The following is a 24,020-nucleotide window of genomic DNA, read 5'->3' as shown; positions in this document are numbered from 1 at the left end:
GACAGCACCACGGCACTGCCGGGGGCAGCACCGCGGTGGCTGGCAGGATCTACTTCAGGAAGTCGGGGACATCCAGGTCATCCGAGTGGCGGCCGGAGAGGTCCGGTTCCACGACGGCGGGCAGGTCCACGTCGAAGCCCGAGTCGGCCGGCACGGCGGACGGGCGCTGCTGGCCCCAGCCGCCGTAGCTTGAGGCACCGACGGTGGCGTGCAGCGGCTGGACGTGGGCGGAGGCAGGAGCCTGGGCCGGTGCCGGGGCGGCCGCGCGCTGGGGTGCGGCCGGCAGCGACTGGTCCATGGACGGCGACGTGGCCTTGACGTCGTCGAAGCCCGCGGCAATGACGGTGACGCGTGCCTCGTCGCCGAGGGCATCATCGATGACCGCACCGAAGATGATATTGGCTTCCGGGTGGGCCACTTCCTGGACGAGGCGGGCTGCCTCGTTGATCTCGAACAGACCCAGGTCCGAGCCGCCCTGGATGGACAGCAGCACGCCATGGGCGCCGTCGATGGAGGCCTCCAGCAGCGGGGAGGCGATCGCCAGCTCCGCGGCCTTGACCGCGCGGTCTTCACCGCGGGCCGAGCCGATGCCCATGAGCGCCGAACCCGCACCCTGCATGACGGACTTGACGTCGGCGAAGTCCAGGTTGATCAGGCCCGGCGTGGTGATGAGGTCCGTGATGCCCTGGACACCGGACAACAGGACCTGGTCGGCCGAGCGGAACGCGTCCAGGACCGAGACGTTGCGGTCACTGATGGACAGCAGGCGGTCGTTGGGGATCACGATCAGGGTGTCGACCTCGTCACGCAGGGCGTCGATGCCGGCTTCCGCGGAGCCGGCCCGGCGGCGGCCCTCGAAGGTGAAGGGGCGGGTCACGACCCCGATGGTCAGGGCGCCGAGCGAGCGGGCAATCCGCGCCACGACGGGCGCACCGCCGGTGCCGGTGCCGCCGCCTTCGCCGGCGGTGACGAAGACCATGTCAGCGCCGCGGATGACCTCTTCGATTTCCTCGGCATGGTCCTCGGCAGCCTGCCTGCCAACCTCAGGGTTCGCACCGGCTCCCAGGCCGCGGGTCAGCTCACGCCCGATGTCGAGCTTGACGTCTGCATCGCTCATCAACAATGCCTGCGCATCGGTGTTGACCGCGATGAATTCGACGCCGCGAAGACCGACCTCGATCATGCGGTTGACTGCGTTCACGCCACCGCCGCCGATGCCGACGACCTTGATGACGGCCAAGTAGTTCTGCGGAGCTGCCACGTTACGTGTCCCTTGTTCGTGTTTATTGCGAAAACTGTGGAGTCGGGCTTGAAGCTTGGAACCTTAACCTTCGAGTTGAAGGTTATAGTTATGTCAAGTAACTCATGTCTGTGACGGTATTTCCTATGCGGAGGACATTCAATAACCGGCCCCGCGTGTCGCGGGAATACCGGGGAAATACCCCCCGATCGGCCGCTATCGGGTGACCGGGTGCCGCGGCACGCTGACATCGTAGACCCGGACGGGGTTTTTCGGGTCCGCCGGGACCTTCAGGAGCGCAGCCAGCACGCGCGCCTTGAGCTCCTTCTCGCCGGCGTTCCCCCAGACGATGGTCTGCCCGTCGACGAGCTGGAGTTCGACGGCGTCCACGGACTTCGCCGAGGCATCGGACAGCCTGGCCAGGATGTCGGCAGGGAGCGCTCCGAGGACTGCCGTGATGGCCTGGAACAGGTCCTTCGGCAGGGTGCCCACTCCCCCGTCGATGACCGGCAACGGGATCGAGGCGGGGTCGGTGGTGGTGCTGAGCTGGATGCCGTCGACGTCCACCACCTGGAAGGCCGTTCCCTGCCTGACGAGGGCCACGGGAACGCGTTCCGTGACGTGGACGTGCAGGCCGGAAGGCGGGCGGGCCTGCGTCGTGGCTGCCTTGACCTGGACCAGCGGCTGCAGGAGCGCCGTGACGTCCGCATCGCTGATCTGCGGCAGCGGCTTGCCCTGCAGCGGTGCGAGGGCCGCCTGGATCTGCTCCGTGCTCAACATCCTCGTGCCGTCCACCGTGACGGTGTGCAGGGCCAGCACCGGCGAGTAGACGGCGGCGGCGATGATCCCCGCCATCAGCACCGCGAGGATGCCGGCGGTGCCCAGCAGAATCCGTTTCCGCCGCCTGGCCTTGGGCTCCGGAAAGGACAGCACGTTGTCGAGTGAATTGTCCGGGGCAAAATTGTCAAGGGTATTGTCCGGAGGCGCCGCCGACGATTTTCCGGGCCTGGCCTCCGCCGCGGTCCGGCTGCCGCCGGCGGCCGCCGTTTTTCCTGCGTCCGCGGATTTGGAGGCCGAAATGACGTCCGTGCGGCCTCCCTCCGGCTGCGGGGACGACGCGCCGGGCGCCCTGGTGCCGGCGTTGTAGCGGGGGCGGCGGGTGCTAGGCACGGTGCGCCCCGTCGTCCGGGGCCCCCGTGTTCAGGGCCCCGGTGTTCAGGGCCTCTACGATCAGCGGGCCGTACGCGGTGACGTCTCCGGCTCCGGCGGTCAGCACGATGTCCCCGGGCGCCGCGGCGGCGAGGAGCGCCTGGACGGCCTCCTGGCCCGGGCCCACGAGCCGGCCCCCGGGGCCGAGGTGGTCGGCGATCAGCTGGCTGCTGACCCCGGGAACGGGATCCTCGCGGGCGGCATAGATGTCCAGGACGAGGGCCGTGTCGGCGTCGTTGAGGGCGTCGGCGAACTCCCGCGCGAACTCGCGGGTCCGGGAAAACAGATGGGGCTGGAACAGCACATGCACTTTGTGTTCCCCGGCCACCGCCCGGGCGGCCGAAAGCGCGGCGCGGACTTCGGTCGGGTGGTGGGCGTAATCGTCGTAGACGCGGACGCCCCGGCCCCCGCCCTTGGCCTCGAAGCGGCGTGAAGCACCGGAGAAGTGGGCCAGGGCGCCGGCCGCGGCGGAAGGGGCGACGCCGAGTTCGAGGGCGACGGCGAACGCGGCGGCCGCGTTGAGCGCGTTGTGCCGCCCGGGGACCTGCAGTTCGACGGCGAACCGTCCGGCGGCAGTGGAGAGCGACACCTGGCCCGGACCGCCGTCGTGCAGCCTGATTACGGCGTCGTCCGCCGTCCCGTACAGGATGACGCGGGTGTTGCCGCGCTCGAGGGTGCGCCGGGCCAGGGCCCGCGCGCCGGCGTCGTCCGCGCAGGCGACCAGGACGCCGTCGGCCGGCAGCAGCGCGGTGAACCGGTCGAAAGAGGCATAGACCGCTTCCGCGGTGCCGTAGTAGTCCAGGTGGTCCGGTTCGACGTTCGTCACCACCGCGATCTGCGGCCGGTAGTTCAGGAAGGAGCCGTCCGATTCGTCGGCCTCGGCGACAAAGATCCGGGAGCTGCCGTGCGCCGCGTTGACGCCCAGTGCGGGGACGTTCGCGCCGATGGCGAAGGACGGGTCCAGCCCGGCGCCCTGCAGCAGCACGGTGATCATCGACGTCGTGGTGGACTTGCCGTGCGTGCCGGCGACCGTCACGACGGTGTCATCCGCCATGGTCGCGGCCAGCGCTTCGGAGCGGTGGATCACGGGCAGCCCCGCGGACCGCGCGGCCGCCAGTTCGGGGTTGTCCGGGCGGATTGCCGAGCCGGCGACCACGGTCTGGGCGTCCCCCAGGTTCGCGGCGGAATAGCCGACGGCGATCCTGGCACCCGCGGCGGCCAGCTCGGCCATGACGGGAAGGTCCTTGGCGTCCGAACCGCTCACCGTGACGCCGCGCGCCACCATGACGCGGGCGACGGCGGACATGCCGACGCCGCCGATGCCGACGAAGTGCACACGACCCAGGGCCGCCTGGGTGGGCACAGACGCCTGGGTGGGCACAGCCGCCTGGCTGCGGACGGCCTGCGGGGTGCCGGGGTGGTTCTCGGGCTGGGTCATTTCCTTACCGCTTCCTGCTGTGCTGTTTCAATGACGCTGCTGTTTCGGTGAAGCTGCCGCTTCCAGGACGAGATCGGCCATGCGCCGGTCGGCGTCGCGGATGCCGAGGTGTGCTGAGCTGGCTGCCATCCGGGCCAGCCGCTCGTGGTCGCGCAGCAGCGGGATGATGTGGTCACGGACCCAGCCGGGCGTGAAGGCGCTGTCCGCCACGATCAGGGCCCCGCCGGCGCCGACGAGGCCGGCGGCGTTCATAGCCTGCTCGCCGTTGCCGATCGGCAGGGGGACGAAGACCGCGGGCACTCCGACGGCGGCCACTTCGCAGACAGTGGCGGAGCCGGCACGGGCCAGCAGCAGGTCCGCCGCGGCGTACACCGTTTCCATCCCGTCCACGTATTCCACCTGCCGGTAGCCGGGCGCGGCCAACGGCCCGCCGCCGGCGTCGGGCACGGCCTTCCCGCGGCCGGTGATGTGCAGGGTCGCGATGCCGGCCTCGGCGAGGGCGCCGACGGACGCCGCGAGGGTCCGGTTGATGCTCTGGGCGCCCGAGGAGCCGCCGGTGACGACCAGGACGGGCTGCTGCGGATCCAGCCCCAGGGCTGCCCGGGCCGAAGCCCTCGCCGCCGCGCGGTCCAGGCCCGAAATTTCGGTGCGCATCGGCATGCCGACATGCTCCGCCGCGCCGAGCCGGGTCCCGGCGAAGGCGACGGCCACCCGCGCCCCGAGCATCGCGCCCACGCGGTTGGCGAGTCCGGGCCGGGTGTTGGCTTCGTGGACGACGATGGGGATCTTCCGGCGCCGGGCCGCCAGGTACAGCGGCGTGCAGACGTACCCGCCGACGCCGACCAGGACATCGGCGCCGGCCTCGTCCAGGATGCGGCCGGCCTGCTTCACGGCGCCGGCCAGCCGGCCGGGGAACCGCAGCAGGTCCAGCGAGGGCTTGCGCGGGAATGGGACGCGGCCGATGGTGGCGAGGTCCAGCCCGGCGGCCGGAACCAGCCGGGTTTCCATGCCGGCCGGTGTTCCCACGGCCAGGAGCCGCACGCCGGGGCGGGCTGCACGGAGCGCGTTCGCGATGGCCAGGAGCGGGCTGATGTGCCCGGCTGTTCCGCCGCCGGCCAGGACGACGGACAGACCGGATGGAGGCGACTCGGTATTCATGAAGGGCTATTTACGCTTTCGTGCGGGGACTTTGGCGGCGGCGGCGGGCTTGGCGGCGGCGGGCTTGGCGGGCGTTCCGGCCGGCTTCCCGGCCGGGGACTCACCGGCGGCAGACTTGGCCCTGTTGCGCGCCGCGCGTGCATCCCGGAGCGACTTGGCCAGTGCGGCGGGGCCGTACCTGAACATCCGCTTGGGCTGCATGCCGGGCGCCATCTGCGCCCTGGCCAGGGACAAGACTACGCCGATCGCGCACAGCGACATGAGCAGGGCCGAGCCGCCGTAGGAAATGAACGGCAGCGGGATCCCGATCACGGGAGCCAGCCCGGTGACCACGGCCATGTTCACGGCGGCCTGGCCGAGCAGCCAGACCATGATGGTGCCGGCCAGGACGCGGTGGAACATGTCCTTCTGGGCCACGACCACGCGGTAGATCGCGGTGCCGAGGATACCGAAGAGGACCAGCACGACGACGGTGCCGACCAGGCCCAGTTCCTCGCCGATGATGGCGAAGATGAAGTCGTTATGGGCCTCCGGGATCCAGCTGTACTTCTGCCGGCTCTGGCCCAGCCCCACCCCGAACCAGCCGCCGGAGGCGAGACCGTAGAGGCCGTTGGTGGACTGGTAGTTCAGATCCGAGCCGTCGGCGCAGGTCTGGCCGGTCCAGGACAGGATGCGGCAGACCCGGTTGGGGTTCGTGATGGCCAGGACTGCTACGACGGCACCGCCCAGGATTGCGCCGAGGCCGAACAGGTAGAGCCGCACCCCGGCGAAGAACAGGGCCGCGGCGGTGATCATGATGACGATCATGGCCGTGCCGAGGTCGTTGCCCAGGAGGATGAGACCGATGATTCCGCCGGCGCCTGGGAGCACCACCGGGATCAGGGCATGCTTCGCCTGGGAGAGCAGCCTGGCCTTGCGGTGCAGCACCGTGGCCATCCACAGGGCCAGCGCCAGCTTGGCGGCCTCGGAGGGCTGGAACGTGAAGGGTCCGACGTCGATCCAGTTCTGGTTGCCGAGCGCGCTGCGGCCCACGAGCAGCACCAGCACGAGCAGGACGAACGCGGCAATGATGGCGAACCAGGCGCCGCGTTTGAGCCACACCACATTGACGCGGGATAGCAGGAACATGCAGAACACGCCGATCGCGGCGAACATCCCCTGCTTGAGCGCCGCCGAGTACGGCGACTCCCCCGCGGCGATGGCTTCCACGCTGGAGGCGGACAGCACCATCATGATGCCGATCGCGGTCAGGGCCAGGGTGGATCCGAGGATTAGGTAGTACGTCGAGCCGTTGCGGGACTTGCCCGAGCCCTCCAGCGCGGACCAGAAACCCCGGGACCAGCCGCGGACCCTGGCCACGCGTGTCACCGGCTTGCCTGCCTTCGCGGCTGGTGCCGTTGCGGCTGGTGCCTTCGCGGCTGGCGAGGTTGCGGCGGCGGGCCTTGCCGCCGTCGTACGTGTGGGCGTGCTGACCATTGTTACTCCTCGCCGGTCCGGGCCTGCCCTTCCACCAGCTCGCGGACAGCTTCGATAAAGGCGTCGCCGCGGTGAGCGTAGGAAGAGAACTGATCCATGGAAGCAGCCGCCGGGGCCAGGAGCACAGTGTCCCCGGAGGCGGCCAGCTGCGCCGCCGAGGCAACGGCCCGGGCCATCACAGTCCGGCCGGAATCCGGCGAAGGTCCTGCGCCGGCCTGGTCCGTCCCGGCAGTCTGCACATTTTCAGTGTCGCCCGTCGCCGCGGTCATCACGGGGACATCCGGTGCGTGTCGCCGCAGCGCTGCATGCAGTCCGCTGGAGTCCGTGCCGATCAGCACGACGGCCTTGAGCCTGCGGGCATGCTCCCGGATGAGGGCGTCGTAATTGACGCCCTTGGACAGCCCTCCCGCGATCCACACCACGTTCTCGTACGCGGACAGCGCGGCGGCGGCGGCGTGGGGGTTGGTGGCCTTGGAGTCGTTGACCCAGAGCACGCCGTTGTGGCGTGCGACGGGCTGGATCCGGTGGTCCCCCGGCAGGTAGTCCTGCAGCCCCTGGCGGACCGCTGACGGTTCGACGCCGTAGGCCCGGACGAGGGCCGCTGCCGCGAGGGCGTTGGCGACCATGTGGCGGGGTACCCCCGCGCCGAGGTCGGCGATGGGGGCCAGCTCGGCCGCGCTGTCCTTGCGCCCGGCAATGAAGGCGCGGTCCACCAGCAGGCCCTCGACGACGCCGAGCATGCTGACCGCGGGCGTGAGCGTGGTGAAGCCCACCGCGCGGCAGCCTTCCACCACGTCGGCGTCTTCGACCATGCGTTCGGTTTCGATCTGTTCGGCGTTGTAGATGCACGCCGTCCGGGTGTGTTCGTAGACCTTCGCCTTGTCGGCCAGGTACGAGGCGTAGGAGCCGTGCCAGTCCACATGGTCTTCGGCGACATTCAGGCACACGCTGGCCACGGCCGACACGGAGTCGCTCCAGTGCAGCTGGAAGCTGGACAGCTCCACGGCCAGGACATCGTAGTCCACCGGGTCCCGCAGGGCGTCCAGTATGGGCGTCCCGACGTTGCCGACGGCGATGGCCTTGAGGCCGGCCGCCTGCAGCATGGCCGTGGTCAGGCCGACGGTGGTCGTCTTGCCGTTGGTGCCGGTGATGGTGAGCCAGTCGGCGGTCTTGCGTCCCTTGCGTTCGCGGACGCGCCAGGCCAGTTCGACGTCGCCCCAGACCGGAATGTGTGCCCTGGCCGCGGCAGCCAGCAGCGACTGGTCCGGGCGCCAGCCCGGCGAGGTGACGATGAGATCCGGTTTCTGGCCGTCGACCCGGGGCACCGTGGCCACGGCGTCTTCCCCGAGGAGGACCTCGGCGGCGCCGACGATCCGGAGGGTGTCCGCCTGCGCGTTCGCCTTCCCGCTCGTCGCGGCGTCCACCACGACCACGCGGGCGCCGAGCTCGATCAGCGTGTCGGCGGCGGCAAAGCCTGAGACGCCGATGCCGGTCACCACCACGCGCAGCCCGGCCCAGTCGGAATCCCAGCTGAGAAGGTCCTTAAGCCGCGGCGACGTCGTGACGGGGGAGGGAATCGGACCGCTCACAGGAGCACCACCCATTCTGCGTAGAAGATGCCCAGACCCGCGGCGACGAACAGCCCGGCGAGGATCCAGAAACGGACGACGACGGTGACTTCCGCCCAGCCCTTGAGTTCAAAGTGGTGCTGCAGCGGAGCCATCTTGAAGAACCGCTTTCCCTTGGTCATCTTGAAGTAGCCGACCTGGATGATGACCGAGAGGGTGATGAGGACGAAGAGGCCGCCGATGAAGGCCAGCAGGAGCTCGGTCCGGGACAGGATCGCGAAGCCGGCGACGGCGCCGCCGATCGCCAGTGATCCGGTGTCCCCCATGAAGATCTTCGCCGGTGAGGTGTTCCACCACAGGAAGCCGACCAGCGCGGCGCTGAGGATCGCGGCCAGCAGGGCCAGGTCCAGGGGGTCCCGGACGGAGTAGCAGCCGCTGCCCGCCTGCCGCGGGGAGCCGCACGCCTGGTTGCTCTGCCAGATGCCCATCAGGGTGTAGGCGCCGAACACCATCACGGAGGCGCCGGCGGCCAGGCCGTCGAGGCCGTCGGTGAGGTTCACGCCGTTGGTGGCGGCGGTGACGATCAGGTTGGACCACAGGACAAAGAGGATGGCGCCGAGCACGGTGCCGCCGAAGGCAAGGTTGAGCCACGGAATGTCGCGGACCAGGGAGATGTGCGTGGACGCCGGCGTCACGCCCGCCTCGTCCGGGAAGTTCAGGGCCAGCACGGCGAAGACGATGCCCACGGCGCCCTGGAGGATCAGCTTGGCTTTCGCGTTCAGCCCGAGGCTGCGTTGCTGTGAGATCTTGGTGAAATCGTCCAGGAAGCCGACCAGTCCCATCCCCACCATGAGGAACAACAGCAGCAGGGCCGAGGCTGTCGGGCCCGGGGACCGCGGATCCATCAGCCACATGATCAGGTGGGTGATGCCATAGCTCGCGAGGACCGCGAGGATGACCACCGTGCCGCCCATGGTGGGCGTGCCGCGCTTGGTGTGGTGCGAGGTGGGGCCGTCATCCCGGATGAACTGCCCGTAGCTCTTCCGGACCAGGAGCCGGATGAACAGCGGGGTTCCGACGAGGGCAAAGAGCAGGGCCAGGCCGGCGCCTATCAGCAGTGCAATCACAGCGCACTCCCTTCAGCGGCGGTTCCGGTGGCTTGCGGAGGCCATGCTATCCGATCCCCCAGATGGCGCAGCCCGATGCTGTTGGAGGACTTGAACAGGACCAGGTCGCCCGGCGCGAGTTCAGCCTGCAGCAGTTCGTACGCCTCGTCCGTCGTCTCCGCGAACACGCATTCGTCGCCCCAGGATCCTTCGTTGACGGCCGAGACGAAGAGCGAACGCGCCTCGCGGCCGACCACGACCAGACGGGAAATGTTCAGCCTCACCACCTGGGTGCCGACCGCCATGTGTTCGCGGATTGAATCCGGGCCCAGCTCGAGCATGGCGCCCAGGACCGCCCAGGTCCGGCGTCCGCGGCCCAGGTCCGCGAGCGTGCGCAGCGCGGCCCGCATCGATTCCGGGTTCGCGTTGTAGGCATCGTTGATGATGGTGACTCCGTCGGCGCGCTCCGTCCGCTCCATCCGCCAGCGGCTCGCCGCGGCCTGGGCGCTGAGTGAGGCGGCGATCTGCGCGCCGGGGATGCCGGCGGCGTGCGCCGCTGCGGCCGCTGCCAGCAGGTTGCCGACGTGGTGGGCGCCGATCAGGCGGCTCTCTACGTGGAACTGATTCTTACCATCCGGGGCCGTCCCGTCCGGGGCCTTCCCGCCCGGCAGCAGGAGTTCAAATTCGGGGTGCCCGCCGGTGTTGAGTTCGACGCCGTCCGCGCGGACACACTCTCCACCGACTCTGTCGGACCGGCCGTCGCGTGCCGGCAGGGAGGTGTAGCCGAGCACCGTGGCCGCCGTCCGGTCCGCCATGGCCGCGACGCGGGGGTCATCGAGGTTCAGCACGGCCGTGCCGCCGGCGCCAAGGGCCTCGACGAGCTCGCCCTTGGCGATCGCGATGTTCTCCACTCCGCCGAACTCACCGGCGTGGGCCGAGCCGACGCCGAGCACGACGCCGATGTCCGGGCGGACCATGTCGGCGAGGTAGCGGATGTGTCCGACGCCGGTGGCGCCCATCTCGATGACGAGGTAGCGGGTATCATAGCCGGCCTTGAAGACAGTCAGCGGGACGCCGACCTCCCCGTTGTAGGACCCCTGCGGGGCAACTGTTTTACCTTCGGAGCGGCCTGTGGTGCCGCCGTCGGCGCTGTCACTGTCGCTGCCAGCGCCGAGGATCCCGGCCAGCAGGTCCTTGGTGGTGGTCTTGCCGGCCGAGCCGGTGATGCCGATGACCGTCAGCCGGGCGCCGCCGGCTTCACGGCGGGCACGGATCCGGCGCACGGCCTCGGCCGCGAGGGCGCCCAGGGCGAGGACCGCGTCCTCGACCACGACGGCGGGGTAGTTCCGCCCGGCGTCGTCGGCGACATCATGTTCCACAAGTGCCAGCACGGCGCCGCGTTCGAAGGCGGATCCGACGAAGTCATGGCCGTCGGCCGTCTCCCCCGGCTTCGCCACGTAGAGGGAGCCCGCTGTGGCTTCACGGGAGTCGGTCACCACCGAACCGGGCGTGGTGCCCGGTTCCGCGGCCAGCCGGCCGTTGGTTATCTCGGCGATTTCCGCCGCTGTAAGTGCAATCATCTCGGTTTAGGACTCTATCCGCTGGTCTTCGAGAACGGTGAATCCCCGTGCTGTCAAGGCGAGCCGAAGCTCCACCCGGTCGTCGAGGGAGAGGTTGACTCCCTTGACCTCCTGCCATACCTCGTGGCCGCGGCCGGCCACGAGGATGGTGTCCTCGGGCGCCGCCAGCTCAACGGCCTTCCGGATGGCGGCGTCGCGCGGAAAGACCTCCAGGATGGTGCAGTCCAGGCCTTCGCCGTCCTGGGCCGCGACGGCACCGGCCAGCACGTCCGCGCGGATCGCCGCCGCGTCCTCGTCGTGCGGGTCATCATCGCTGACGATCACGGTGTCCGCGAGCCGGGCGGCGATGGCCCCCATGGCGGGCCGTTTGCCCTGGTCCCGCTGCCCGGTGGCGCCGAAGACGACGATCACCTTGGAGCCGGGCGCCGGCGACCGGACGGCCTCCAGTGCCCTGGCCAGCGCATCCGGGTTGTGCGCGAAGTCGACCACCGCGGCGGGAGCCGTACAGATCAGCTGCATGCGGCCGGGGACGGCCACCGTGAAGGGGTCCGCCGTGTCGAGGGCGGACTGCACCGCGGCCGGCTCGTGCCCGCCCGCGAGGACCATGACGGTGGCCAGCGCCGCGTTGGCGACGTTGAAGCTGCCGGGCAGGCCGGTGTGGACGCGCAGCTCGGTGCCGTCCCGGTGCCGCAGCACGAATTCCGTGCCCAGCGCCCGGGGTACCGGGTTGACGACGGTCCAGTCCGCGCCGGATCCCCCGGCAGGGCCCCCCGCAGGGCCACCCGCAGAGCCGGCCGTTGCCCCGGGGCCGGCGGTGGCGAGGGTCGTCACCGGGACGTCCGCGGCGGCGGCCAGCTTCCGGCCCCACCCGTCGTCCACGGTGACGACGGCGGCCCGGGCCCGCTGGGCCGTGAAGAGCCGGGCCTTGGTCCGGAAGTACTCGTCCATTGTCCCGTGCAGGTCCAGATGGTCCTGGGTCAGGTTGGTGAAGCCGGCGACGTCGAAGACCACCCCGTCGACGCGGTGGAAGGACACCGCATGGGAGGAGACCTCCATGGATGCCGCGTCGAGCCCGCGTTCGCGCATGAGCGCGAGCAGGGCGTGGACGTCCGTGGATTCGGGGGTCGTCAGCAGGCTGGGGATGGGTTCCCCGCCGGCGAGGATCTCGATGGTGCCGATCAGGCCGGTCGTCTTCCCGAGCGCCTGCAGCAGCGAATTAATGAAGTAGGTCGTCGTGGTCTTGCCGTTGGTGCCCGTGACGCCGAACAGCACCGGCGCAGGCGCACCTTCGGGCCGGCTCCGGTAGATCAGGGCTGACAGCCGGCCGACGACCCCGCGCGGTTCCGCGGCGAGCAGCACCGGAACGCGGACGTCGTTGGAGAGCGCCAGCAGGCGCGCGCCGGCGTCGTCCGTCAGCACCGCGGCGGCCCCGGCCTCGACCGCCTGGGAGACAAAGTCGGCGCCGTGCCGCGTGGCGCCCGGCAGGGCGACATAGAGGTCCCCCGGCCGCACGGCGCGGGAGTCCAGCGAGATCCCGGTGACCGGGACGGAGCCTGACGTGCCGGGAACGACGACGCCGATGCATTCGCCGATGGCGGCCAGGGGCACAGCGGCGACCGCAGCGGGCCGGAAGCCCGTCCTGGATTCCTGGCCGGACGGCGCGGGCGCGCCGGGGGCGTTGAGCTCTGACAAGTGGATCTCCGTTGCGGTGCTAGTGGATCTTGCGCTGCGCACGGAGGCATGCTCCGGCCCGCAGCCTTGCTGCTGTACTGGTTGGTGCGCGGTGGTGCTACTTGGCGTACTGCGGCAGCCGGGCGGGCTCGCCGGTGGACGGCTGGACGTTGAACGTCCGCAGCGCCTGGCTCATCACCGAGCGGAACACCGGTCCGTTCGATATGCCGTGAATGTCGCCCTTGGGCCGTTGCAGGACCACCTCAACAATAAACCGCGGATCGTCCATCGGCGCCATCCCGACCATGGAGGCGGTCAAGCCGCAGAACCCGGATTTGCCGTCGTCGCACGGCGACTGTGAGGTTCCGGTCTTCGCGCCGACCCGGTAGCCGTCGATGCCGGCTTCCTTGATCTGGCCTTCCGTGACGGCGCTTTCGAGGATGTCGCGCACCTGCCGGGCGGTGTCCTTGGAGACCACCTGCCGCGGGGGCTGGGCCGGGACCTTTTCCTCGGTGCCGTCGGGGCTGATGTAGCTGTCGATCAGGCGGGGCTGGAGCATGACGCCGTCGTTGGCGATACTCTGGTAGGCCCGCACGGTCTGCAGGGTGGACTGGGAGACGCCCTGGCCGAAGAGGACTGTGTACTCCTGGCGCCCGTCCCATTGATCCGCAGGAGTCAGGATGCCCGCGGCCTCGGCGGGAAGCCCGATATCGGGCGCCTCGCCGATGCCGAACTTCTGCAGCCAGTCGTGGCGCTGGTCCTTGCCCAGCCGCTGGCCTGCCATGACCGTCCCCGTGTTCATCGACCAGCCCAGGATGCCGGCCAGGGTCCGTTCCTCAGTGCCGTGTTCGAACGCATCGCTGAAGGTCTGCCCGTCCACGGTGTAGGTCGGCGGAATGGTGAACCTGTCCAGCGGGCTGGACTTGCCTTCCTCGATGAGCGCGGCGGCCGTGATCATTTTCTCCACCGACCCCGGCTCGTAGGCGGCCGTCACGGCGCGCACACCGCGGTCCTTGGCATCGACCTTGCCCGGGTCGTTGGGGTCCGGGGCATTGGTGTCCGCCATCGCCACGATGTTGCCTGTCTTGGCGTCCGAAACGACGATGACGCCCCACTCGGCGCCGAACTTGTCCGTCTGGCTTTGGATGGCCTGCTGGGCGAAGTACTGGAGGTCCGCGTTGAGCGTGAGCCTGATGTCCTTGCCGTTCACGGCGGGAGTCAGCTGGTCCACGCCTACCGGGATGCGCAGCCCGTCGGCGCCGATTTCGAAGAGCCGCTTGCCCGGGGCGCCCTTGAGGATATCGTCCTGGGTCTGTTCGAGCCCGGCCTGGCCCGTGGTGCCGTCCTTCAGGAAACCCACGATCCCGCCGGCGACGGAACCGTTGGGGTAGACCCGCTTGCTGGTGCCTACGGTAACGATGCCGGGGACCTGCAGATTGGAGATGCGGTCCTCGACGTCGGGCCTGATGTCCTTGGCGACGATGTAGTACCGCCGGTTCCCGGTGAGGGCGTCGGTCAGGGCACTCTTGTCCATCCCGAGCACGGCCGCCAGCTCCGAGATCCCCTGCTCCCGGGACACCGTGACGGGCTTGTCCTTGCCGTCCACCGTCTCGAGCCGCCGGAAGGACTCGGTCTTGGTGTTGACGGTCTGGTCCACGACGACGTTGTAGCGGATGACGCTGCTGGCAAGGACGGTCCCGGCGGAGTCCAGGATGCTGCCGCGTTCCGCGGGCAGCTCGACGGGCGTGAGGCGGTTTTTGAGAGCCGCCTCAGCCATCCCGCCGATGTCCAGGCCCTGGACCAGGAACAGCTTGCCGCCGACGACGAGCAGGAGCGCCAGCATGATGCCAAGGCCCAGGCGGAGCCGACGGGTCGCGCTCGGCACTGTCGCCTTGCGGGCCTTGCCGGTGTTCTGCACCACGAATGTTCCTTGCTGTTTGCCTGGCTGGTGATCGATCCTGTCCTAGTGTTCCGGAACCTTCTGCGCCGGGGCCGGAACGGATCCGCCGTGAAGTTCCACGGCCGGAGCTGCTGGTGCGGCCGGCGGGGCCGGAGCTGGGGCTGGGGCTGGTGCTGGTGCTGCGGCGGCGTCCGGGGCAGCCGGTAACGCCGCTATGCCCGGTGCCGGTACTGCCGGTGCCGGTTCGGCGGTTGCGGAATTGCTGCCGGCGAGCGGCTCATTGGCCGAGGCCGGCGGGACCACGGTGATCGCTCCGGCGACGGCCGGGGCGGCGATGACGGCGCCGGGGGTGCCGCCCTTGACGGCCGGCTTGGCCTTGCCCGTGACCGTCAGCGTGGAGAGGTCGATCTGTCCCTTGACCGTGGAGGCCACCATGCCCAGTTCCGTGGCCCTGGCCGCAAGGTTCTGCGGTGCGTCAAAATTCTGCACCTGCTGCGTCAGATCCTGGTTCTGCTTCGTCAGGGTCGACTGCTCGCCCCGCAGCTGCACGAGCTGGTACTGCGCTGAGGACACAGAAATATTGAGCACCAGGACCACCATGAGGGCAAACGCCAGGAGCCCGAAGCAGAGCACCACGAACGGGGCGCGGCGCTTGCGGGGGGCCGAGCGGACGAGCGAGAGCGGCGTGCGCGACTTCCGGGCCGGGCCGCTACCGGGGGCCTGCCCCGGCAGGGCACGGGCGGTGGCGCCGGTGTTCACGGGATATCTGTTGACAGCGGCAGTGCTCATGCGGCTCTCCTGGCTTTGATGCGTTCCACAGCGCGGAGCCTGGCGGAGGCTGCGCGCGGGTTCTCGGCGATTTCGGCGGGCGTCGGAACTTCGGTGCCCTTGGTCAGGGTCTTCAGTTCGGCTTTGTGTTCTTCCAGCTCCACGGGGAACCCCAGGGGCGCCGAGGACTTCGATCCGGCCTGGAAGAATCCCTTGACGATCTTGTCCTCCAGCGAGTGGTAGGACATGACGACGACGCGGCCGCCGACCGCGATGGCGGCGATGGCGGCGGGGATGGCGCGCTCGAGGACATCGAGTTCCTCGTTGACCTCGATCCTCAGGGCCTGGAAGGTGCGTTTGGCAGGGTGCCCGCCGGACTTCGCTGCGCCGGCCGGAACCACGTCGCGGATCTGGTCCACGAGCTCCCCGGTGGTGGTGAACGGCTTCCCGGCGCGCGCCGTGACAATCCTGTTGGCGATGCGGCCCGCGAACTTCTCTTCCCCCCACTTCCGGATGATCCGAACCAGGTCCTCTTCGCTGTAGGTGTTGACGACGTCGGCGGCGGTCTGGCCGCGGCTCGTGTCCATCCGCATGTCCAGGGGTGCGTCGAAGGAGTAGGCGAAGCCGCGTTCCCGCTCGTCAAGCTGCAGGGAGGAGACTCCGAGGTCCATCAGGACGCCATGGACTTCCGCGAAACCCAGGTCGTCCAGCACCTCCGGGATTTCGTCATACACGGCGTGAACCAGGTCGATGCGGTCCGCGAAGGGCGTCAGGCGCTCCCCGGCCAGGGCCAGCGCTTCCTCGTCGCGGTCGATCCCGATCAGGTGAAGGTCCCCAAAGCGCTGGAGCATGGCTTCGGCGTGGCCGCCCATGCCCAGCGTGGCGTCGATGACCACCGGCGTCCCGCCGCGGCTGCGGGCCGCGTCGAAGCCAGGTGCCAACAAATTGATGCACCGGTCCCTGAGGACCGGTACATGCCGTTCGGACGTAGGCTTCGCTTGGTGGGGGTCCGTCACGCCTTCGTCCTTCCGTTGTCCGGGATCGTGCTGTGCTGGCTTTCTGTACTGCTTCTTGTACTGCGTGTGCTTCTTGGTCCAGATCCCCATCCGCGCCTATCCGGGGTCCGCCTGGCTCCGGGGAAGTGAGCCAGGAAAACACCCGGATGGGCGGCTGGAGATCTGGATCAAGAAACGTGTGGTGCGGTCTGACGGGTTCTTAGAGAACCCCCGGGATGGCGTCGTCGGTCTCCGAGAAGGCGGTTTCCTTTTCGGCCAAGTACTCATTCCAGGCCTGGGCGTCCCAGATCTCCGCGCGGGTTCCGGCGCCAATGACGGCCAGTTCCCTGCCAAGACCTGCGTACTCCCGGAGCGCCGACGGAATCGTCACGCGCCCCTGCTTGTCAGGTACCTCGTCCGAGGCTCCAGAGAGGAAAACGCGGATGTAGTCACGCGCCTGCTTATTGGAGATTGGAGCCTCCCGCATCTGCTCGTGAACCCGCCCGAATTCGGCCTCGCTGAAAACGTAGATGCAACGCTCCTGGCCCCTTGTGAGAACCAGCCCGCTGGCAAGTTCCTCACGAAACTTCGCTGGGAGGATAATCCGGCCTTTTTCGTCCAGACGCGGCGAATGGGTGCCGAGAAACACGGCCCACCACCCGTCTGTTCTAGCAAGGCCAACGTCCCCTGTGCTGCCACTACCCTCTTACGCCCTCCACATTACTCCACATCCCTCCACAGTCAACGACATCCGGGCTTTATTTGCGCCGATCCATGGGAGATTCAGGCCCGGCATTCCGCGCAATGGCGGCGAAGTAGGGAAGGGGGGTCCAAGTGGAGGGATTTTGGCCGCCGCCCCGTCCTCGCCGGGCAGCCGTGAACGGCGCCGGGCGCCGCCGGGGGCTTCGGGCGCCGCCGACTCTTCGGGCGCCGCCGTCCGGCCTGTCCCGGATCGCCGGCGGGCTTAGGCGCGGTTCACAAAGGGCGTCAGGCCGTTCACAAATGGGCGGTTAAACAGCACGAGACCCGCCGAAGCGGGTCTCAGGCTGGCCTCCCGGCGTGCCGGGTGGTGGAAAATGGAGGGCGGAACTGCCGTGGCCGCGGAACAGTCCGGAAGCGTCAGGATTCCCCGCGGTGCCGCTCGTCCCAGCGCTGCTCGAGGTTGCTCATGAACGAGCTCCTGGGCTTGCCTGGTTTCCGGCCCCCTGCGGCCTTGGACCTGCCGATCGTTGAACTGCGCATCGTGGCGAAGTACACGCCGGCGCCCATCACCACAAAGCCCAGTACCCCGACGAGGATTATCTGCATCCAGACGCCGGCCAGCAGCAGCCCGATTCCTGCCAGGCCGGCAAGGACGCCAATGACCAGATGGCGGGTGGACCACGATCGCCCGGGGTCCGAACCCATCGAGCTGGCGAACTTGGGATCGTCCTCATTCAGCTGCTTCTCAAGTTGCTCCAGCAACTTCTGTTCGTGCTCCGAGAGCGGCATCACGACCTCCTTAAGTCGGCCAACGTCCAGACTTGACGTGACCTGTGCCTAAACCCATAACGTCCCGGTTTCCCGAGTGGTTCCCATTCGCCGTCATTGGCCGAAAGGGGCGGTTCCACGGTCCCGTGCGGGGTGTTCAGCTGGCCACGCCGTAGTCCGAACGTTCGATCCAGTCGTTCTAAACCTACGTATAAATAAGGATAGTTTGTCCGGCCCTGTTCTGAAAGACGCTGTTGTTTCCTTCGCACGTGTCGGCCGGCGCCCCCGTGGACACAGCCCGGCCGCGGCGGCACAGGGCGGCGGAAACGGCGGCGGCCGGGTCAGCCGGAACTGCTCCCGGGGTCCAGGAGCCGGGCCGGAAGCACCGATTTGGAACCGAATTTTTGCGTCACCCGGTCCAGGGCCTGTTCCGCGGCCCGCCAGTTGTCGTCACGGCGGTCCAGGCTGAGCTGCAGGGGTGCCTGGGCTGCCTCTTCCAGTTGTTCTGCCCTGATGCCCACGAGGCGCACGGTCATCGGCCGGTCCCCGACGGACTCGAGGAGCTGCACGGCCACGGCATAGAGCAGCTGCGCGCTGTCGATCGGGGTGCTCACGGTGCGGCTGCGGGTGATGGTGGAAAAGTCCGCGTAGCGCAGCTTGAGCGCCACTGTCCGGGCGTGCAGGCCCGCGCCGCGGAGCCGTTCCGCCGTCCGGTGCGAAAGCCGCAGCAGCTCCCTGTGCAGCAGTGCCTCGTCGGCCGTGTCGATGGCGAAGGTCTCTTCCGCGCCGATGCTCTTTTCCAGCCGGACCGGGGTCACCGGGCGGGGGTCGATCCCCCACGACAGGCGGTAGACGTGTTCCCCCGAGGCGCCAAGGACTTTCCGGAGCGAGGGAAGGGGTGACGCGGCGACGTCGGCCACCGTCCGGATCCCCATCCTGGACAGCACCTCGACGGTCTTGGCGCCCACGCCCCACAGGGCACTGACCGGAAGGCCGTGCAGGTATGGCACGGTCTCATCAGGGCCGATGAGCAGCAGGCCGTCCGGCTTGCAGCGGGTCGATGCGATCTTGGCGACGAACTTGCTGGCCGCGATCCCGACCGATGCGGTGATGCCCAGTTCGCGCTGGACCCGGCTGCGGATCAGCTCGCCGATGTCCCGCGGCGGGCCGAGCCGCCGGATGGCTCCCCCGACGTCGAGGAAGGCCTCGTCGACGCTCAGCGGCTCGACGAGCTCGGTGATGGAACCGAAGATGGCCATGATCTGGCCGGACACCTCGTAGTACAGCTTGTGGCGGGGTTCGATGATGACGGCGGAGGGGCACATCCGTGCCGCCACCACCATGGGCATCGCGGACTTGATGCCGAAAGCCCTGGCCTCGTAGGAGGCGGAGAGCACCACGGAACGGTCCGCCGGGTAGCCCACGATCACGGGCCTGCCCCGCAGTTCCGGACGGCTGCGCAACTCCACGGAGACAAAGAAGGCGTCCATGTCCACATGCATGATGCTGCTCCGCCGGAGCTCCCGGATCCGTGCTTCAGCGAGCCGCTCGACTGGCTGCCCGGTCCCCTGCCGATCTGCTGCCGTATCTGCTGCTGTAACTGCTGCTTTATCTGCGTCCGGTCCCACGACTTCAATCCTAGGCCCCGGGACTGACTAAACTGGAGGCTGAATCCGGCGTCAACACCATGGAGGAAAGTCCCTGTGAAGGTTTTTGGAGAGCACAAACGGGCCGCAGCAGCCGTGCTGGCAGCCGGCGCGTTACTGGGCGTTGCCGCGTGCACGCCCGCCGGCCCCGGGACTTCGTCGCCGGCATCGTCCTCGACGGCGGCCGCTCCCTCCACCGCGGAGTCCTCCACCACGGCACCTCCCAGCCCCTCGGCGCAACCGGGCACCTCGGCCACGGTCGGCGCCGTCGTCTCCGGTTTCCCGCAGAAGCTCCTGCCGCTGATGCCCGGCGCCAAGGTCGTTTCGAGCAGCTTTGACAAGACCACGGTGCCCGCGACGGCGGCCCTGGTCGGCAGCATCGCTTCGCCGGCCGCCGCGGTCCTCGCGTTCTATACGACCGAGCTTGAGGCCCAGGGTTTCAAGGCCGTCCCCGGAGAAACAGTGGGCACAATACCGTCCAAGGATTTCCTCCGCGGCGACAATGAGACGGTGAACATTGCCGTCATGGAGACTGCGGGGGTCTCCACCTTCACCATCGGGGCGAACGTCGCTGCCGAGTCCGTCAAGTGACCCTCGCTGAACAGTTGCGCCTGGAGCAGAGCGCCTATGTGGCCGCCGTCGCCGGCAAGCTCACCGATTTCCTGACGAGCCGGCAGGCTGTCATGTCCGCCATCTCGCAGGACATCGATCCGCTGATGGGATCCATCTCGAACCTCGTGACGGGCGGGAAACGGCTGCGGGCGCTCATGTGCTACTGGGGCTGGCGCGGCGCCGGCGGCGAGGCCGATGCCGGCGAGATCGTCACGGCCGGCTCGGCCCTGGAACTGTTCCAGGCGGCGGCCCTCATCCATGACGACATCATCGACCGCTCGGACACCCGCCGGGGCGGCCCCAGCGTGCACCGGCGCTTCAGCGAACTGCACGAAAACCAGGGCTGGGCGCTGGACAGGGAGCGGTTCGGCCATGCCGCCGCCATCCTGACCGGTGATCTCTGCCTGTCCTTCAGCGAGGAATCCTTCACGGAAATCGGCCGGCGGGCCGCCTCGGGCAGCCAGGCCAGGCTCATCTTCAACCTGATGCGCGCGGAAGTCATGGCCGGACAGTACCTCGACATCCTCGAAGAAGTCGCCGGGCCGATGCGGGACCGCGCGGGGGCGGTCAGCCGGGCCCAGTCCATCATCCGTTTCAAGTCGGCCAAGTACTCCACCGAGCATCCGCTGGCGCTGGGCGGCGCCCTGGCCGGCGCGCCCGAGGAGTTGCTGCGCGGCTATTCGGCCTTTGCACTGCCCCTCGGCGAGGCGTTCCAACTGCGGGACGACGTGCTGGGCGTCTTCGGCGATCCCGTCACCACCGGGAAGCCTGCCGGGGACGATCTGCGCGAGGGCAAGCGGACCGTCCTGGTGGCCTTCGCACTGGACCAGGCCTCACCGGCCGAGTCAGCGTTCCTTGACGCGAAGCTGGGCAGCCCGGAACTCAGCGACGCCGACGTCGAGGAGATCCGGCGCATCATCGTCGACTGCGGTGCCCTCCAGGCCACGGAGGTACTCATTGAGGAGTTCGGGCGGGCGGCCTTCGCCGCACTGGACCTCCTGGAGCTGGCGGAGCTGCCCAAGACGGCACTGCGCAGGCTCGCCGAGGCCACGGTCAGCCGCGCCGCCTGAGAACCGCCTGACGTGGATTTCGTGCCCCCATGGACCACCGGCCGCGCACAACATCATCCGCTGTGCGCGGCCCGGCGGAAATGCAGGGAATACTCTCTTCGGGAGGCCCTACCAGGCCAGGGACTGTGCCCGGCGGCGGATTTCCGTCTTGCGTCCTTCCCGGAGGGCATCGATCGGGCGGCCGCGCAGGGAGTCATCCTGCGTAAACAGCCAGGTAATGAGTTCCTCATCCGAATAACCGGCGTCCGCGAGGACAATAATGGTCCCCTTAAGGCTCTCCACGGCGTGACCGTCCTGGATGAAAGCCGCCGGCACGCAGCGAATACGCCGGTCGCCGACCCGCAATGCAGCCAGCGCGCGTTCATCCAGGAGCGCATGAACCTTCGTAATTGGTTCGTTCAGAAGCTGTGCAACATCGGGAAGGGGCAGCCATTCGCCCACCAGGCTTTCTACATTACTCACGGATCAAGATTGCCATGGCGGAGGCCCCCGCGCCTAGTCGGACCTGCGTCGGACCGGCGGCGGACGGCGCTGGCCGGCGCTGGCCGGTGGTGGCCGGCGACGCCGCTTCGTGAGCCGTTGTTAACGGAATGCCGAAGAGTCCTTGTGCCAATGGCGAATTCATGAAAGATTCACATGCATCACAGTTGTAACAGCAATAACTTCTGTCACACTGGTATCAGGAGTAATGCCGGCTCGACCCGCAGCGTTTGCCGCTGAGATGAGGATCTTTCCCATGACGACACGTTCGCCAAAGCCCAATTCGAGGCACAGCCTGCCGATGATTGCCGCGACGACGGCGGCGCTTCCCGCCGTCGTGCTTTCCTCTTTGGCGCTCGCCCAGCCTGCGGCGGCCGAGCCCCGTCCCCGTGCTATCCCGGCGACCCTCGCGGCAGCCATGCGCGCGCAGGTACAGGCTGGTATCGAAAAGTCGCTGAAAGCGGGGCTGATCCCCGCCGCGTCCGTTTCGGCCGCCATTCCGGCCGCGTTCCAGCCCTTCCTGGCCCCGGTTCCGGCGGACTACACGATCGTCCGCGGCGACACGATCAGTGGCATTGCCGGCAGGTTCGGCCTCGCTACCGGCGAAGTCCTGAAGCTGAACAACCTGCAGGCCAACACCATCATTTACCCCGGGCAGAAGATCAAGCTCAACGGCTCGGCAGCAGCTCCGGCCCCCCAGCCGGGCGCCCCCGCAGCACCGGCCGCCGACGCCGGTGGCGTCTACACAGTGAAGTCCGGCGACACGCTCAGCGCCATCGCTGCCCGCCACGGCGTCAGGCTCTCGGAGGTGCTCGGCTGGAACGGGCTCAATATGGGCTCAATCATCTACCCCGGCCAGAAGGTCAGCATCGGCGCCGACCCAGCCGCTCCGGCCGCACCGGCTCCGGCAGTCACTGCAGCCCCGGCTTCCGCCAGCTCCGGCTCCTACACGATCAAATCCGGCGACACCCTCTCGGGCATCGCCGCCAGGAACGGTGTCAGACTCTCCGACGTCCTCTCGGCCAACCGGCTCACGATGAGCAGCATCATCTACCCCGGCCAGAAGCTGGCCATCCCCGGCGCGGGGATCTCCATCGCACCGGCGTCCAGCCAGCCCGCTGCCGCGCCGACGCAGCTGGTGCCGAGCACATTCCTCGGGTTCACCTACCCTGCCGCCGTGGTCAGCTCGGCCAATGAGAACAAGGCCCTGCTCAACGCCTCGCCGGTCCCCAGCCGCGCGCAGATGAAGTCGATCGTCGCGGACACGGCCCGCCGCATGGGCGTGGACCCGTCCCTGGCGTTGGCCTTCGCCCTTCAGGAATCCGGTTTCGACCAGCGCGCCGTGTCCCCGGCCAACGCAATCGGCACCATGCAGGTCATCCCGTCCTCAGGCCAATGGGCCTCCGATCTGGTGGGGCGCCAGCTGAACCTGCTGGACCCTTACGACAACGCCACTGCCGGCGTCGCCATCATCCGGCAGCTGGTCCTGACCAGCAAGGACCAGGACACCGCCATCGCAGGCTATTACCAGGGCCAGTACTCCGTCAGCAAGTACGGGATGTACGAGGACACCAAGAGCTACGTCGCCTCCATCAAGGCCAACCAGCGCACGTTCTAAGGACCCGGCGCCGCGGCGGATGTCCTGGGACGCAGCCGCCCCGAACGCAGGCCACGGGCCCGGATCGCAAGTCGATCCGGGCCCGTTTCCGTGCAGCGACTAGGATTGTACAGTGCAGGAAAACGCGTCGGACGCTCTCGTTGGAACCCTGGTGGATCACCGGTACCTGGTTCAGTCCAGGCTGGCCCGCGGCGGGATGTCCACCGTTTATCTGGCCACCGACCGGCGGCTCGAGCGCGAGGTCGCGCTGAAGGTCCTGCATCCCCATCTGGCCGATGATCCCCAGTTCCTGGACCGGCTCGGCCGCGAAGCCAAAGCCGCGGCCAGGCTCTCCCACCCGCACGTCGTGGGCGTCCTTGACCAGGGCGAGGACGGCCGGCTCGCCTATCTGGTGATGGAGTACATCAAGGGCCATACGCTGCGCGACGTCATCAACGGCAAGGGCGCCCTCTCGCCGCGGCTCGCCCTGGCCCTGATCGACCCCGTCATCGAAGGGCTCGGCGCGGCCCACACCGCGGGCCTGATCCACCGGGATATCAAGCCGGAGAACGTGCTGATCGCCGACGACGGCCGGATCAAGCTCGGCGACTTCGGACTCGCGCGCGCCATCTCGGCGTCGACGAGCACCGGAGCGCTGATCGGGACCGTTGCGTATCTCTCCCCCGAGCTGGTCCTGGGCAAGCAGGCCGATGCCCGCAGCGATATCTATTCGGTGGGGATCATGCTCTACGAGATGATCACCGGCCGGCAGCCGTTCGACGGCGAGGTCCCCATCCAGGTCGCCTACCAGCACGTGAACTCCAGCGTGGGCGCCGCCTCGGCACACGTGCCCGGGCTGGCGGCCGAGGTCGATGAACTCGTGCAGTGGTGCACCGCCAACGATCCCGACAAGCGTCCCGTCGACGGGAACACGCTGCTGTCCGAACTGCGCCATATCCGGACCAACCTCAGCGACGCCGAACTTGACCTCCAGCCGCCCGCTGCCGTCCTGGGCCCTCCGCCCGGTGTGGCCCCG

20 protein-coding genes are annotated in these 24,020 nt (G+C 68.8%); 4 read left to right on the top strand and 16 right to left on the bottom strand.

The genetic code is table 11. From position 1 onward, the window contains the following. Positions 1-49: 49 nt before the first annotated feature. The 15 genes from ftsZ to dinB all read right to left on the bottom strand — a co-directional run bounded on the left by ftsZ (position 50) and on the right by dinB (position 19,081). Positions 50-1,261 carry a cell division protein FtsZ gene (gene ftsZ / locus J9611_RS12020; RefSeq protein ID WP_211880461.1) on the bottom strand — a complete coding sequence of 404 codons (1,212 nt, stop codon included), beginning with the start codon at positions 1,259-1,261 and terminating at the stop codon, positions 50-52. Positions 1,262-1,456: 195 nt separating this feature from the next. After that, complete coding sequence (locus J9611_RS12015) at positions 1,457-2,410, bottom strand: cell division protein FtsQ/DivIB (protein WP_307857086.1); 954 nt, start codon at positions 2,408-2,410, stop codon at positions 1,457-1,459. After that, positions 2,403-3,887 (bottom strand): UDP-N-acetylmuramate--L-alanine ligase, encoded by a 1,485-nt coding sequence (gene murC / locus J9611_RS12010; RefSeq protein ID WP_211880459.1) that lies wholly within the window; start codon positions 3,885-3,887, stop codon positions 2,403-2,405. The genes J9611_RS12015 and murC overlap by 8 nt, the downstream gene beginning before the upstream one ends. A 27-nt stretch (positions 3,888-3,914) precedes the next feature. Then, positions 3,915-5,045 (bottom strand): UDP-N-acetylglucosamine--N-acetylmuramyl-(pentapeptide) pyrophosphoryl-undecaprenol N-acetylglucosamine transferase, encoded by a 1,131-nt coding sequence (locus J9611_RS12005; RefSeq protein ID WP_211880457.1) that lies wholly within the window; start codon positions 5,043-5,045, stop codon positions 3,915-3,917. Positions 5,046-5,051: 6 nt separating this feature from the next. Further along, positions 5,052-6,521, bottom strand: a complete 1,470-nt coding sequence (gene ftsW / locus J9611_RS12000) for a putative lipid II flippase FtsW (RefSeq protein ID WP_211880455.1) — start codon at positions 6,519-6,521, stop codon at positions 5,052-5,054. 2 nt (positions 6,522-6,523) lie between these two features. Next, positions 6,524-8,125, bottom strand: coding sequence for a UDP-N-acetylmuramoyl-L-alanine--D-glutamate ligase (murD, locus tag J9611_RS11995; protein ID WP_211880453.1), 1,602 nt, complete (start codon positions 8,123-8,125; stop codon positions 6,524-6,526). Next, positions 8,107-9,216, bottom strand: a complete 1,110-nt coding sequence (mraY, locus tag J9611_RS11990; RefSeq protein ID WP_211880452.1) for a phospho-N-acetylmuramoyl-pentapeptide-transferase — start codon at positions 9,214-9,216, stop codon at positions 8,107-8,109. The genes murD and mraY overlap by 19 nt, the downstream gene beginning before the upstream one ends. Then, positions 9,213-10,775, bottom strand: a complete 1,563-nt coding sequence (locus J9611_RS11985; RefSeq protein ID WP_211880450.1) for a UDP-N-acetylmuramoyl-tripeptide--D-alanyl-D-alanine ligase — start codon at positions 10,773-10,775, stop codon at positions 9,213-9,215. The genes mraY and J9611_RS11985 overlap by 4 nt, the downstream gene beginning before the upstream one ends. 6 nt (positions 10,776-10,781) lie before the next feature. After that, the gene (locus J9611_RS11980; protein WP_211880448.1) at positions 10,782-12,467 is read right to left on the bottom strand and encodes a UDP-N-acetylmuramoyl-L-alanyl-D-glutamate--2,6-diaminopimelate ligase; all 1,686 of its coding nucleotides are present in this window, start codon (positions 12,465-12,467) and stop codon (positions 10,782-10,784) included. 97 nt (positions 12,468-12,564) lie between these two features. Then, positions 12,565-14,367, bottom strand: coding sequence for a peptidoglycan D,D-transpeptidase FtsI family protein (locus J9611_RS11975; protein WP_211880446.1), 1,803 nt, complete (start codon positions 14,365-14,367; stop codon positions 12,565-12,567). Positions 14,368-14,409: 42 nt separating this feature from the next. Further along, positions 14,410-15,135 (bottom strand): cell division protein FtsL, encoded by a 726-nt coding sequence (gene ftsL / locus J9611_RS11970; RefSeq protein WP_211880444.1) that lies wholly within the window; start codon positions 15,133-15,135, stop codon positions 14,410-14,412. After that, a complete protein-coding gene (rsmH, locus tag J9611_RS11965) occupies positions 15,132-16,130 on the bottom strand; it encodes a 16S rRNA (cytosine(1402)-N(4))-methyltransferase RsmH (protein WP_211880504.1) in 999 nt (332 codons plus the stop codon). Before rsmH ends, ftsL begins: the two co-directional genes overlap by 4 nt. 199 nt (positions 16,131-16,329) lie before the next feature. Beyond that, a complete protein-coding gene (gene mraZ / locus J9611_RS11960; protein ID WP_211880442.1) occupies positions 16,330-16,758 on the bottom strand; it encodes a division/cell wall cluster transcriptional repressor MraZ in 429 nt (142 codons plus the stop codon). A gap of 470 nt (positions 16,759-17,228) precedes the next feature. Continuing rightward, positions 17,229-17,600 (bottom strand): SCO2097 family morphological protein, encoded by a 372-nt coding sequence (locus J9611_RS11955; protein ID WP_211880440.1) that lies wholly within the window; start codon positions 17,598-17,600, stop codon positions 17,229-17,231. A gap of 320 nt (positions 17,601-17,920) precedes the next feature. Then, a complete protein-coding gene (gene dinB / locus J9611_RS11950; RefSeq protein WP_211880503.1) occupies positions 17,921-19,081 on the bottom strand; it encodes a DNA polymerase IV in 1,161 nt (386 codons plus the stop codon). Positions 19,082-19,282: 201 nt separating this feature from the next. Here dinB and J9611_RS11945 point away from each other — a divergent pair, with 201 nt between their 5' ends. Both J9611_RS11945 and J9611_RS11940 read left to right on the top strand, forming a co-directional pair. After that, the gene (locus tag J9611_RS11945; RefSeq protein ID WP_211880438.1) at positions 19,283-19,816 is read left to right on the top strand and encodes a hypothetical protein; all 534 of its coding nucleotides are present in this window, start codon (positions 19,283-19,285) and stop codon (positions 19,814-19,816) included. Beyond that, the gene (locus J9611_RS11940) at positions 19,813-20,907 is read left to right on the top strand and encodes a polyprenyl synthetase family protein (RefSeq protein ID WP_211880436.1); all 1,095 of its coding nucleotides are present in this window, start codon (positions 19,813-19,815) and stop codon (positions 20,905-20,907) included. The genes J9611_RS11945 and J9611_RS11940 overlap by 4 nt, the downstream gene beginning before the upstream one ends. Positions 20,908-21,015: 108 nt before the next feature. On the opposite strand, the gene J9611_RS11935 is transcribed toward J9611_RS11940, so the two are convergent. Continuing rightward, the gene (locus J9611_RS11935) at positions 21,016-21,369 is read right to left on the bottom strand and encodes an Rv2175c family DNA-binding protein (RefSeq protein ID WP_211880435.1); all 354 of its coding nucleotides are present in this window, start codon (positions 21,367-21,369) and stop codon (positions 21,016-21,018) included. Between the two features lie 274 nt (positions 21,370-21,643). On the opposite strand from J9611_RS11935, the gene J9611_RS11930 reads away from it, so the two are divergent. Beyond that, positions 21,644-23,005: a LysM peptidoglycan-binding domain-containing protein gene (locus tag J9611_RS11930; protein WP_211880434.1), complete on the top strand. Its 1,362-nt coding sequence runs from the start codon at positions 21,644-21,646 to the stop codon at positions 23,003-23,005. A 112-nt stretch (positions 23,006-23,117) separates the two neighbouring features. Continuing rightward, on the top strand, positions 23,118-24,020 hold a 903-nt coding region (locus J9611_RS11925), incomplete at its 3' end, for a protein kinase domain-containing protein (RefSeq protein ID WP_211880433.1).

It is taken from the genome of Pseudarthrobacter albicanus (assembly GCF_018224015.1).
Lineage (GTDB): Bacteria > Actinomycetota > Actinomycetes > Actinomycetales > Micrococcaceae > Arthrobacter > Arthrobacter albicanus.
Note: the sequence above shows the minus strand (reverse complement) of the source record. Positions and strands in the feature narration are given on the sequence as shown.